Origin of the sequence: Salipaludibacillus sp. CUR1 (assembly GCF_021028955.1) — a bacterium.
GTDB lineage: Bacteria > Bacillota > Bacilli > Bacillales > Salisediminibacteriaceae > Salipaludibacillus.
In genome coordinates this window covers 78,688-92,422 of the sequence record NZ_JAIWPE010000025.1, presented here as the reverse complement: position 1 = coordinate 92,422, position 13,735 = coordinate 78,688, and the positions used below count along the sequence as shown (strand labels likewise).

The window sequence follows — 13,735 nt, the reverse complement described above, 5'->3', positions numbered from 1 at the left end:
ATTTTCCTATTGGAGGGCTGGTATGTATGAGCTGGAAAAGATCAGATGCGACAGAAAACTTTTTTGGTACTGAAGTGAAAGATCCTTACAGATGGCTGGAAGACGAGGAAGACCCGCAGACACAAGAGTGGACACACGTACACCGGAAATTAAGCGATAAATACTTTTCTGAAGGATATGACAGAGATGGAGAATATAATAGATTAAAGCAAATATGGAATTATAAAAAGTATTTCGTGCCTGAAAAAGTAAACGGGCAATTGTTCTACCAGTTTAATGACGGGCTGCAGAATCAGGCTTGTTTGTATATGAAGTGGAAGGCTGCACAAAAATTGATCCTGGATCCGGTTACGTTAAGCGAAGACGGGACAACCGCTTTAATTCAAACTTCTGTAAGCAAGGATGGACGGTATTTAGCTTATTCGACCGCCGTCCACGGAAGCGACTGGCAGCAGATAAGAATTAAAGATTTATCTACAGGACAGGATCTGCCGGAGAAAATTGACTGGGTTAAATTCACATCGATTGCTTGGGATGCGGATAACCGCGGCTTTTATTACAGCCGTTTTCCTGAAAAAGGAACGGTAGAGAAAAAAGATGAAAATAATTTTAATAAAGTGTATTATCATGCACTCCATTCATTTCAAAATAAAGATGATCTGATATATGAACACCCGGAACAAAAGGAGCTGTTATTCACTCCGATTATAACGGAAGACCACAAGTATCTTTGCCTGAACGTGAATGAAGGGACGGCTTCACAGAACCGTTTTTACTGCAGGCCGGCTGATGAACCTGATTCTCCTTTTATCCGTCTCCTTGATCAGCAGGATGCAGAATATACGTTTATCGGGAACACAGATAGTACGCTGTATTTTAAAACGGATCTCCACGCCCCAAAAGGCAGAATTATCTCAGTGAATATCGAAAAACCCGAACGGGAAAACTGGAGAGAAGTTATCCCTGAGAAAGAAGAAACGTTAGAAAGAGTTATGGTCGCTAATGGCAAGTTTGTTGCTGTCTATCTTGATAAAGCAGTGCATAAAATATCGGTTTACGGCCTGGATGGCCAATTTGTTAATACGATACCACTTCCCGCTCAAGGGTCTTTAACAGGTATAACAGCGTCCAAGGACGACAGGGAAATGTTTTTTGGCATAACGACTTATCTTAACCCGGGGATTATTTATGTGTACGATATGGAAACCGAAAATCTTCAGGAATGGGCGCGTTCTGAACCTTCTTTTCCAGCTGAAGATTATAAAACGGAACAGGTGTTTTACAAATCGAAAGATGGAACGGAAATATCCATGTTTTTAACTCATAAAAAAGATCTCATGTTAACAGGGCAAAACCGCGTGCTTTTATACGGTTACGGGGGCTTCAATATTTCTGTTACGCCTTCATTCAACCCGGGAATCGTCCGCTGGCTTGAACAGGGGGGGATTTATGCAGTCGCTAATCTCCGCGGCGGCGGTGAATACGGTGAAGAGTGGCATAAAGCAGGAATGCTGGAGAAAAAACAAAACGTATTTGATGATTTTATTGCAGCAGCTGAATGGCTTATAAACGAAAATTATACGAAACCGGAAAAATTGGCTATTATGGGTGCATCAAATGGCGGCCTCCTTACCGCGGCAAGCATGGTTCAAAGACCGGATCTGTTCGGCGCTGTTATTTGCCGTGTCCCGGTAATTGATATGCTCAGGTATCATAAATTTACAATAGGGCGTTATTGGATGCCTGAGTATGGCGATCCCGAAAAGGATGAACAATTTTCTTTTCTGTACCGCTATTCACCCCTTCATAACTTGTCAGAAGGAGAGACTTATCCTCCTGTACTTATAGCCACGGCTGAGAGTGATGACAGGGTGGTGCCGGCCCATGCCAAAAAATTTGCTGCCGCTTTGAAAGATATCGCTTCTTCAGACTCTAAGGCGGTGTTGAGACTGGAAGCAAAAGCAGGTCATGGACTAGGTAAGCCAACGTCTAAACAAATTGAAGAGTGGGCAGATTTTTACACTTTCCTGAATAAAGAACTGGATTAAGAATTAACGGGATATATATTAATCTGCCAATTGAATATGACGTCAGTTTCTTTAAGAGGAGGCAGCTCATTTGAAAGAACTTAAAGGTCTTCACCATGTGTCAGCGCTGACTGCAGACGCGCAGGAAAATTTGTTTTTTTATACTGCGATTCTGGGCATGAGACTCGTCAAAAAGACGGTTAACCAGGATGAGACGAGTATGTACCATTTATTTTATGCTGATGAGAGAGGCAATCCCGGGACAGAATTAACTTTTTTTGAAATTCCACAAGCCGGCCGAACGTATGCAGGGACACACAGTATCAGCCAAACAGCTCTGCGTATTCCGGATGATGAGGCTTTGCACTACTGGTTAGAAAGGTTTGATAAATTTAAAGTAGTGCACGAAGGAATCAATACAGTGAATGGAAGGAAGGCCATCAGCTTCAGAGACTTTGAGGGGCAGAGGCTTCAGCTCATATCGGATGAAACAAACACCGGTGTAGAAGGAGGAACCCCATGGGAAAAAAGCCCCGTTCCTCAAAAGCGGGGCATTATTGGGCTTGGGCCGGTTCAATTGACAGTCCCTAGGCCTGAGAAAACCCATCATGTGTTAACGGAGATCATGGGGTTCTCTCAGCAAGGGAAATATAAACTTAACAGCCAGGAAGTCACTGTATTTTCTACTGGAAAAGGCGGTTCAGGAGCAGAAGTCCACGTGGTGGAAAATAACGCCCTCTCTGCGGAACGTCCGGGACGCGGAAGCGTCCATCATGTGGCTTTCCGGGTTGAAAACGAAGAGGAACTCCAAAAATGGGTCACATATATTCAGTCACGAGGATTTGCCAATTCAGGGTTAGTTGAAAGGTATTATTTTCGCTCATTATATTTCCGTGAGCCAAACGGCATTCTGTTTGAACTGGCAACTGACGGTCCGGGTTTTGAAAAAGATGAGCCATTTGAAACGCTTGGTGAAAAACTGTCTTTACCCCCTTATATCGAAAACAGGCGGGAAGAAATTGAGGCTAAATTAAAACCTTTAGCGACAAAACGGTAAACGTCTATACAGACTGCGGGAAAATGAGATAGAATACAAAAAGTGGCAGTTAATCAAAGGAGGCATTATGGATATTCTATCAATTTTCCTAGTGGTCTTATTTTTATTTAATATTCTATTTGCAGGAATTATTATATTTATTGAACGAAAAGATGCGTCCGCTACATGGGCTTGGGTTATGATCCTTTTTTTCATTCCTTTTATCGGATTTGTCATTTATTTATTCTTAGGGCAAAACCTTACGAGACGCCGTCTCTTTGACTGGGAACGGTTCAGGCAGATCGGCATCGTGGATATTATTTCGAAGCAGATGGATCAGATCCGTAATCCCGAGTTTTCTTTCCACGACGAAGACGTAGACGAGTACCGGGATTTAATTTATATGCATCTTATAAATAATGACGCCATCCTGACAAAGGATAATCAGATTCAGGTGTTAACCGACGGAGAAGAGAAGTTTAACCAGCTATTTGAAGATATTCAAAAAGCAAAAGATCATATTCATATCCAATATTATATTTTCAGATATGATTCTCTCGGCAAAAAAATAATTGAAGAGTTAACAAAAAAAGCTGAAGAAGGAGTTAAAGTAAGGGTTCTATACGATGAGCTGGGATCCCGAAAACTGAAGAGAAAGCATTTCAGCTCTTTAACTAAAGCCGGAGGAGAAGTGGGGGTCTTTTTCCCATCAAAGTTTCCTCTGATTAATCTGCGTCTTAATTACCGCAACCACCGGAAACTGACAATTATAGACGGACAAATTGGCTACGTCGGAGGGTTTAACGCAGGAAACGAGTATTTGGGTAAAGACAAAACTTTCGGGTACTGGCGGGATACCCATTTACGAATTAAAGGCAATGCAGTCGATCCGATGCAGACGAGGTTTATTCTGGACTGGAACCAGGCTTCGAAACATTTTTCCATTGATTACGAGCCAAGGTATTTTCCTATGAAATCAAACGAAGGGAACGCAACCGTACAAATAGTATCGAGCGGACCTGAGTCTGAATGGGAACAGATTAAAAACGGGTATATGAAAATGATTATGAGCGCTAAAGAATCTGTATATATACAGACTCCTTATTTTATCCCGGATCAAAGTCTTCTTGACGCTTTAAGAGTGGCCTCTCTCAGCGGAGTGGATGTCAGATTAATGATCCCGAACAAGCCTGACCACCCTTTTATTTATTGGGCGACTTATTCTTATATTGGGCTGCTCTTAAAGACAGGGGCAAATGTTTATATTTATGAAAATGGGTTTATTCATTCTAAATCGATTGTTATAGACCGGAAGATGAATACCGTTGGGACTGCAAATATCGACATGAGAAGTTTTAAACTTAATTTTGAAGTTAACGCGTTTATTTATCATAAAGAGACGTCAGAAGAATTAGCACAGGCATTTGAAAAAGATATGATGGAATCTACTAAATTAACAGAAGAACTTTACAACAAACGGCCACGCTGGATACGTTTTAAAGAATCAATCTCACGGCTTTTATCCCCTATTCTGTAACGGCTTATTCATAAGGCTGCCCGCCGGTGAATGAGGCGGGGATACTTTGAGAATTAAAACCATTTATAAAACAGGCGCATACATAGTGCCTGTCAGGCTGTTGAGAAAGTCTTCTCAACAGTCTTTTTTAATACCTAAATATATAACAAGTGATTTCATCACTTCAGGTGGACGCTTTCGGCGGGCAATGCTTCAGTTCCCGAAGAAAATCACTCTCGGGGATCTTCACCTATTGCTGTTCCCACTCGAGTCGCCATCTTTCATTCTTCAATCACAGTTCAAATTTACTTTTCATTAAAATAAGTTAAAAAGAAATCCGCACTTTTATAAAACGTGGATTCTTCGACAAACTGACAGGCGCATACATAGCGCCTGTTTTTTTATGCATTTATATAAAGAAAGAACGTAGAATTTATAAAGGATCCACATTAATTATTGTATAAAAATAAATTAATTTTAATAAAAATGTTGCATATATATGTAGCTGTAAGTATAATAATTAATTAATTCAACTTTGACGGGAAAGGACGATGATTTACTTGAAACAAGCAGCTATTATCGGGGGCACCGGCTACGGCGCTCTGGAATTAATACGGCTCCTTCAAAACCACTCTGAAGTAACAATTAAAAAGATTATCTCTCATTCACAGGAGGGCGAGTACCTGGAAAATACATACCCTCATCTGGCCTCCTTTCTGGATGGACCTATGGAGACCTTTGAAGTCGAAAGTTTAGTAAATGAGATAGACTTTATTTTTTTTGCGACCCCGCCAGGCGTCAGTAAAAATTATATTCCGCAATTAGCAGGAACATCGGTCCAATGTATAGACTTGTCAGGAGATTTACGCCTCGAAAAACCAGAAAATTATGAAAAGTGGTACGGGAAGACACCGGCACCACAGGAAATTTTAGATGAAGCTGTCTACGGACTCAGTGAAATCTATGAAAGCGAGCTTAAAAAAGCGAAAATCTGTTCCAACCCAGGGTGTTACCCAACAGCAAGTCTGCTTGGGCTCATGCCGGCCATTACTCATAATTTAATAGATAACGAGTCTATTATTATTGACGGAAAAACAGGCGTGTCCGGGGCAGGGCGAACGATGTCCCCTATGACGCATTTCTCCGAAACGAACGAAAATGTGAAACCTTACAAAATTGGCAGGCACCAGCATATTCCTGAAATTGAACAATATTTAGGGAAAGAAGCAGGCAAGCCGGTTTGCATAAATATGACGACTCACTTGCTTCCAATGACGAGAGGCCTCTTATGCACTATGTACGGAAAACTGGCAACGCAGCTTAACACCAAGGAGGTTATAAAAATATATTCCGAATATTACGAAGGCGATCCTTTCGTAAGAATCAGGCCTGAAGGAACGTTTCCTTCAACAAAAGAAGTATCCGGCAGTAATTTTTGTGATATCGGCCTTTATTCAGATGACCGGACAAATCAGCTTGTAATCGTTTCGGCAATAGATAACCTCGTTAAAGGCGCATCTGGGCAGGCTATTCAAAATATGAATATTATGAACGGCTGGCAGACAGATAAAGGGTTAAAACAGGTACCAGTATATCCATAAACTGAAAGGAGATTATACGATGTTAGTTAAGTCCAAAAGCGAATTCCAGCTTCTTAAAGACGGGCATGTGACGAGTCCAAAAGGATTCACAGCAGGAGGAATGCATTGCGGCCTCCGTAAATCGAAACTGGATTTCGGATGGCTTCATTCTGAAGTTCCTGCCTGTGCGGCAGGAGTTTACACGATGAACTCTTTTCAGGCAGCTCCCTTGAAAGTGACACAGGAAAGTCTGGCAGCTGATCAGAAATTACAGACAATCGTGGTTAATTCAGGCATTGCGAACGCCTGCACAGGAGCGCAGGGAATTGAAGATGCACAGAAAACACAGGAGCTCGCCGCTGCAAAAATGAATGTAAAACAAAACCACGTTGCCGTAGCATCTACAGGGCTTATTGGTGTTACCCTTCCTATGGAAAAAATCGAGGCTGGAATAGAAGCCATGAATGAGCCGGAAAACCAGGCTCCGGAAAGGTTTGAGCAAGCGATACTGACAACCGATACGATTACCAAAACTATCGCGGTCCAACTGGAGATCGATGGAAAAACGATTACGATTGGAGGCGCAGCGAAAGGGTCAGGAATGATCGACCCGAACATGGCGACAATGCTCGCTTATATAACGACAGATGCTCAAGCGGATCCGGGAAGCCTTCAAAATGCCCTCCGAGCTGTAACCGATAAAACGTTTAATATGATAACTGTCGACGGAGATTGCAGCACGAACGATACAGTTCTTGTTATGGCAAACGGGCTGCAGAATAACGAGCCTTTAAATGAAAACCACCCGCAGTGGGATAAATTTATTCATGCGCTTACTTTTGTCAGCGAAGAATTGGCAAAACAGATAGCAAAAGACGGTGAAGGAGCTACAAAACTTATAGAAGTGAAGGTTAAGGGGGCATCCTCTGAGCAGGCAGGGCGAAAAGTAGGCAAAGCAGTTATATCTTCCAACCTCGTTAAATCTGCAGTTTTCGGGTCAGACCCTAACTGGGGCAGAATTATTTGTGCCGTCGGTTACAGTGAGGAACCGGTTAATCCTGATAAAGTGAATGTATTTTTAGGTGAGATTCCAGTCGTTAAAAACGGTCTGCCGGTTGATTTTGATGAACAAGAGGGAAAAACCTATCTCGATCAGCCATCTGTGAAACTTACAGTTGATCTGAATGATGGCTATGCTGAAGCAACTGCCTGGGGCTGCGACCTGACCTATGATTATGTCAAAATAAACGCATCCTACCGAACGTGAGGAGATCCCATGAAAATAATTGTAATTAAAATAGGCGGAAGTATTATTAACCAGCTTGAACAACCGTTTTTCCAAACGCTCGCCCAACTGCAGAAAACAGGAGACTGTTACCCGGTCATCGTACATGGAGGAGGTCCGGGAATTAACGAGGCGTTAAATAAGTGGGAAGTCAGCTCGTCATTTGTAAACGGGCTAAGAGTAACCACAAAAGAAGTCCTCGAAATAGCTGAATCGGTTTTAAGCGGGACGATTAACAAACATCTTACAGCAGAGATTGTAAAAGCTGGAGCACCCGGGTTCGGATTAAGCGGAGTAGACGGCAGCGTATTGAAGGTAAAGCCTGCCGATCCGCAAGGAAAGCTGGGCTACGTGGGAAAGGTGGTCCAGGTAAATAAAAAATGGCTGGAACTGATTATGGATAACGGCGGTATCCCTGTTGTCTCTCCTATTGGAATTGATGAGAAAGGGCAGAGATACAACGTTAATGCCGATATGGCCGCCGCAGCTATAGCTAAAGAACTAAAAGCGGGCATCGCGTTTATCAGTGATATCCCGGGTGTCATGGAGAAGCCGGGAGACCATAGCCGAATATATGATTATTTAACAAAAGGACAAATAGATGAGCTGATTAAGGAAGGGGTTATACACGGAGGAATGATCCCTAAAGTCCTGTCAGCTTTGAACGCACTCGAAGAAGGAGTCGAAGCGCCGGTTATCCTTAACGGGTTAAACCCTCAGGATATCGTTACGTATTTAAAAGGAGAAAAGGCAGGAACGAAAATTGTAATGGAGGAGGTGCACCATGCCTGATTTATCTGCGCAGAAAATATCCCCAGTGATGGAAACATACGGACGTTTTCCAATCACGCTTGTAAAAGGAAAAGGCAGCTATGTATGGGATGAGCAAGGTAATAAGTATCTCGATTATACGTCCGGCATAGCTACTTGTAACCTTGGGCATTTACCAGAAGCTGTTTCAGAAAAACTGAAAAATCAGCTGGACCATTTATGGCATTGTTCCAACTTATACCATATTCCTTCCCAAAATGAGCTGGCAGAAAAACTGACATCCCTCAGCTGCCATGATCAAGTATTCTTTTGCAACAGTGGAGCTGAAGCAAATGAAGCAGCTGTTAAACTGGCCAAAAAATACGCCAAAGACCAGGGATACACTAATAAAACAGACATTGTAACCTTTACGGATTCATTTCACGGCAGGACAGGAACGACCATGGCAGCCACAGCCCAGCAGAAAATTCATGAAGGGTTCACCCCTTTAACACCGGGTTTTTCCTATCTCCCTTTTAATGATCAGGAAGCCTTACTCACTCTTGATGAACAAAAAACATGTGCGGTCATGCTCGAACTGGTTCAGGGGGAAGGCGGCGTCCGGCCGGCAGATGTCAGCTGGGTGAAGCAGCTATCCCGGATCTGTAAAGAAAAAGATATTCTTCTTATTATAGATGAAGTACAGACAGGAATAGGCAGGACTGGCACACTCTTCGCTTATGAACAGTTCGGTATTAAACCGGATGTCATGACACTGGCTAAAGGCCTGGGATCGGGTGTTCCTGTCGGTGCAATGCTCGCAAAAGAGTCTGTGGGACAGTCATTTAAACCCGGGACTCACGGAAGTACCTTCGGAGGGAATCCGCTCGCCATGACCGCTGCATTGGCAACTATTGAGACAGTAGAAGCATCAGGTTTTCTCAAATATGCAGAAAAACAGAGTCATTATTTATTTGATGAATTAAAGAAACTGGAAACACAGTTTTCTTTAGTCAAAGAAGTAAGGGGTAAGGGTTTCCTTCTCGGGATGGAGCTGAACGGGGATGCAAAACATATTGTTAAAGCCCTGCACGGAAAAGGAATACTTAGTCTTATTGCAGGACCGGCTGTCCTTCGTGTACTCCCTCCTTTAAATACAACCGAAGATGAAATTAATCATTTCTTATCACTATTAAAAGATGTACTGAATGAGCAGGAGGATGCTTCATGACTAAGGGTTATCTCGTTCTTGAGACAGGAGAAATATTTGAAGGTGAATGGATTGGTTCAAAACAGGAAACAGCAGGTGAAGTCGTATTCAACACCAGTATGACCGGTTACCAGGAGATGATGACAGATCCTTCGTATGCCGGGCAGATCCTTACTTTCTGTTATCCGATCATTGGAAGTTACGGTATAAATGACATGGATGATGAAAGTGGAAAAATTGCTGTGTCAGCCGTTATTCTGAATGATTTGTGTGATGAGCCAAGCCATTACCAGTCAACAGCAACTTTTTCAGAGCAGCTTCAAGGGATGGGTATTCCTGGACTGAAAGATGTGGATACCCGCTCTTTAGTCTCTGCCATAAGAAAACACCAGACCGTCAGAGGAAAACTGGTTAAGTCACCAGGACGCCAAAGTTCCCTCCATTCGTGGGGGATTAAAACAAAAGGGGAATTAGTTAAAAGCGTCGCAGTAAAAAAATATCATTATTTCCCTAACAGCGGGCCGCACGTGGTGCTTCTCGATTTCGGGTATAAAAAATCAATTCTTAAAGCGCTCCTCAAAGAAAATTGCAAGGTAACAATTGCGCCTTTTGATACGCCATTTCGGGAAATCCAGGAATTGAATCCTGATGGTGTACTCATCAGTAACGGTCCCGGAGACCCGGCAGAGCTTACGCCATACTTTCCGACTGTAAAAAAGATCACAGAAGCTTACCCGGCCCTGGGAATCTGTCTCGGCCACCAGCTGATCGCTCTCGCTTACGGGGCCGAAACAGTTAAAATGCCGTTCGGCCATCGGGGAGGCAACCATCCTGTAAAAGATCTTGTCACCGGAAAAGTTAAAATGACATCTCAAAACCACGGCTATGCCGTTATAGAACAAAGTATCGACCAGGAACAGTTTGACGTGCTGTTCAGGAATGTCAACGATAAGTCTCTTGAGGGAATGCAGCATCGGACGCTTCCTGTACAGTCTGTACAGTTTCATCCTGAAGCCCACCCGGGACCAAGTGACACGGAATATATCTTTAAGGAATTTATCAACCAAGTGCAGGCAGCAGGAGGGAAAGCATATGTGGAAGTCTGACAAATTGCAAAAAGTGCTGGTCATCGGCTCAGGCCCAATAGTCATTGGACAGGCAGCTGAATTTGACTATGCAGGCACTCAGGCCTGCCTGGCACTTAAAGAAGAAGGAATAGAAGTTATTTTAGTCAACAACAACCCGGCTACAATTATGACGGATGATACGATAGCAGATAAAGTATATATGGAACCGTTAACCGTTAACTCGCTTGAAAACATTATTTCCAAGGAGAAGCCTGATGGGGTGATTGGGAGCCTGGGCGGCCAGACCGGCTTGAATTTAACTGTAAATTTAGCCGAACAAGGCGTGCTCGAAAAGTACGGCGTATCCATTTTGGGTACGTCTGTATCCTCTATACAAAAGGGCGAGGACAGGGAGTTATTCCGCCAGCTGATGCTGGACATCGGAGAACCAGTCTCAGAATCGCAAATTGTTGAATCGATTGAGGAAGGCTTTTCATTTATTAAAGAAATAGGTTACCCGGTAATCCTTCGTCCTGCTTATACGTTAGGGGGCGGGGGTGGAGGCTTTGCCTATAATGATGAAGAGTTCCATTCCATTTTGAGACAGGGATTAAAGTTAAGTCCGATCAGCCAGGTTCTTGTCGAGAGAAGTATAAAAGGCTGGAAAGAAATAGAGTATGAGGTCATGCGAGATGCCAATGATACATGCGTCATTGTCTGCAATATGGAAAACATGGACCCTGTAGGCGTTCATACCGGAGATTCTATTGTTGTAGCACCTTCCCAGACTCTATCGGACAACCAGTATCAAATGCTCCGCTCAGCTTCATTAAAAGTTATTCGTGCTCTTGATGTGGTTGGCGGCTGCAATATCCAATTTGCTTTAAATCCTGAATCGGATGAATACGCCATTATTGAAGTTAATCCCCGAGTAAGCAGATCCTCGGCGCTTGCTTCAAAAGCGACCGGCTATCCGATTGCAAGAATGGCTGCGAAGTGTGCGATCGGGCAGCCGCTCGATGAAATTTTAAATCCGATTACAGGTAATACATTTGCTTCTTTTGAACCTGCTTTAGACTATGTCGTTGTTAAACTACCGCGCTTTCCATTTGATAAATTTTCTGAGGCGGATCGTTCGCTTGGCACGCAGATGAAAGCAACCGGTGAAGTGATGTCAATAGACCGGACATTTGAGGGGGCATTAAATAAAGCGGTCCGTTCTCTTGAACTTAATGTTCACAGCCTTATGTGGCCTTCGTTTAAAAAGAAATCAAACGAAGAAATTAACGGGCTTCTTACCAACCCGAATGACCTGAGACTGTTTGCGATTGCAGAAGCATTCACTAGAAAATATACAGTCGATGAGATTATGAGTTTAACTGAAATTGATTACTGGTTTTTAAGAAAGATAGAAAAAATCATCGTATGTGAACAACATATAAAAAACGCCGGATGGTCAGGTTTATCAAAGGACCTTCTTTTGAAAGCTAAGAGGTTAAATATTAGCGACAGCCGGATAGCCGAACTTACAGGGACGGATCCAGCGACTCTTAGAAGCGAATATGAACGCATAAACATACACCCTTCATACAAGCTTGTGGATACTTGTGCAGGGGAATTTGACGCCGTCACGCCTTATTTTTATTCCACGTGGCACGGAGAAGATGAAGTGACCGTCTCCGAAGCCCGCAAAAAAATACTGGTTCTCGGTTCAGGCCCTATCCGGATCGGGCAGGGCGTGGAATTTGATTATTGTTCCGTGCATGCAGCACTTGCAGTCAAAAAGCTCGGATACGCAGCGGTAGTCATAAATAATAATCCAGAAACTGTGAGCACTGATTATTCCGTCGCCGACAGGCTTTATTTTGAGCCGCTTGCTCTAGAAGATGTGTTAGCTGTTATCCGCAAAGAAAAAGTAGAGGGCGTGTTAATACAGTTCGGAGGCCAGACAGCCATTAATCTGGCAAACGATCTTCAGGAAGAAGGGATCAGAATTTACGGAACTTCACCTGAAAATATTGACCGCCTTGAAGACAGGGGACAGTTTTATGAACTGCTGAACAGCCTGGATATTCCGCATATCGCCGGGAACAGTGCACATGCGCCTGCAGACTTGGCGAAGACGGCTGAAAAACTGGGCTATCCGGTCCTTATCAGGCCGTCATACGTGATCGGCGGTCAGTCCATGTTTATCTGCTATAACAAAATAGAGCTCGCCCAATACGTGGAGCGAATTCAGGAAGAAACAAACAACCGCTGCTGGCCTTTATTAATTGACCAGTATGTACCCGGTCTGGAATGTGAAGTGGATGTCATATCTGACGGAAAAAATATTATCATTCCAGGTATTTTTGAACATCTGGAGAAAGCAGGCGTCCATTCAGGCGACAGTATGACGGTCTTTCCGCCTGTGACACTTACAGAGACAGAAAAGCAATCGATCGTTGATATTGCTTCTCAAATAGCAGAAACTACGCCAGTAATCGGAATGATGAATATTCAATTCGTCATTTATGATGGGACAGTTTACGTTCTTGAAGTCAATCCGAGATCCTCACGGACAGTTCCAATTATGAGCAAAGTTACTGGCTTCCCAATGATTAAGAGTGCAGTGGAGGCGCAGCTCGGAAAATTATTACCTTCAGCTGAGGAAACTGCGGGATTACTAAGAGAACCTTCCTACTTTACAGTGAAAGCACCGGTGTTTTCTGCAAGTAAATTAAAAGGCGTGGATCACGTACTCGGTCCTGAGATGAAGTCTACTGGTGAAATTATCGGGCTTGGGAAAACAAAGAATGAAGCTTTGAAAAAAGTTGCCAGTTACACTGATGCGGCTTCACAGGAAGGCCGTATTCAATGCTTCGTCTCTGTTTCTGACCGGATGAAAAAAACGAGTGTCAGCCTGATTAAAAAGTTAGCAGGAATTGGAGCGGAGATTACAGCAACTGAAGGAACCGCACAGTTTTTAGAAGGCGAAGGGATTCATGCAGCGTCCATCGTGAAAAATAAAACGGATATACTTGCCCATTGGAAAGAGTCGGCTCCGCAACTCGTCCTCAATATTCCTAATCAAGGACGTGAGAAAGAAAAGATCGGTTTTTTCATCCGGGAATTATCAGTAAAATACCAGATTCCTTATTATACGAGTCTGGAAACGCTTGATACCCTGGTCGACTGGTTAAAAGGCGAGCCCGAAAGCTACGAGCCTGAAGCCTTACAGGATCTGCTTAGTAAAGAAAAAATAAAAGAAAAGGTGTGATAAAA

Annotated in this window: 9 protein-coding genes; all 9 read left to right on the top strand. The window is 43.2% G+C overall.

Features of this window, described 5'->3' with window-relative positions; translation table 11 throughout:
- Positions 1-26 precede the first annotated feature (26 nt).
- The gene (locus K8O68_RS06035) at positions 27-2,048 is read left to right on the top strand and encodes a prolyl oligopeptidase family serine peptidase (protein WP_230896022.1); all 2,022 of its coding nucleotides are present in this window, start codon (positions 27-29) and stop codon (positions 2,046-2,048) included.
- Between the two features lie 70 nt (positions 2,049-2,118).
- The gene (locus K8O68_RS06030; protein WP_230896021.1) at positions 2,119-3,084 is read left to right on the top strand and encodes a ring-cleaving dioxygenase; all 966 of its coding nucleotides are present in this window, start codon (positions 2,119-2,121) and stop codon (positions 3,082-3,084) included.
- 67 nt (positions 3,085-3,151) lie between these two features.
- Positions 3,152-4,600 carry a cardiolipin synthase gene (gene cls, locus K8O68_RS06025; RefSeq protein WP_230896020.1) on the top strand — a complete coding sequence of 483 codons (1,449 nt, stop codon included), beginning with the start codon at positions 3,152-3,154 and terminating at the stop codon, positions 4,598-4,600.
- A 530-nt stretch (positions 4,601-5,130) separates the two neighbouring features.
- A complete protein-coding gene (argC, locus tag K8O68_RS06020) occupies positions 5,131-6,180 on the top strand; it encodes an N-acetyl-gamma-glutamyl-phosphate reductase (protein ID WP_230896019.1) in 1,050 nt (349 codons plus the stop codon).
- 19 nt (positions 6,181-6,199) lie between these two features.
- Entirely contained in the window at positions 6,200-7,426 is a 1,227-nt protein-coding gene (gene argJ, locus K8O68_RS06015) for a bifunctional glutamate N-acetyltransferase/amino-acid acetyltransferase ArgJ (RefSeq protein WP_230896018.1), read from the top strand.
- A 9-nt stretch (positions 7,427-7,435) separates the two neighbouring features.
- Entirely contained in the window at positions 7,436-8,236 is an 801-nt protein-coding gene (gene argB, locus K8O68_RS06010; protein WP_230896017.1) for an acetylglutamate kinase, read from the top strand.
- Positions 8,229-9,425 (top strand): acetylornithine transaminase, encoded by a 1,197-nt coding sequence (locus K8O68_RS06005; RefSeq protein WP_230896016.1) that lies wholly within the window; start codon positions 8,229-8,231, stop codon positions 9,423-9,425. Before argB ends, K8O68_RS06005 begins: the two co-directional genes overlap by 8 nt.
- Entirely contained in the window at positions 9,422-10,510 is a 1,089-nt protein-coding gene (locus tag K8O68_RS06000) for a carbamoyl phosphate synthase small subunit (protein ID WP_230896015.1), read from the top strand. Before K8O68_RS06005 ends, K8O68_RS06000 begins: the two co-directional genes overlap by 4 nt.
- On the top strand, positions 10,497-13,730 hold the full coding sequence (gene carB / locus K8O68_RS05995; protein WP_230896014.1) for a carbamoyl-phosphate synthase (glutamine-hydrolyzing) large subunit: 3,234 nt from the start codon (positions 10,497-10,499) through the stop codon (positions 13,728-13,730). The genes K8O68_RS06000 and carB overlap by 14 nt, the downstream gene beginning before the upstream one ends.
- Positions 13,731-13,735 lie beyond the last annotated feature (5 nt).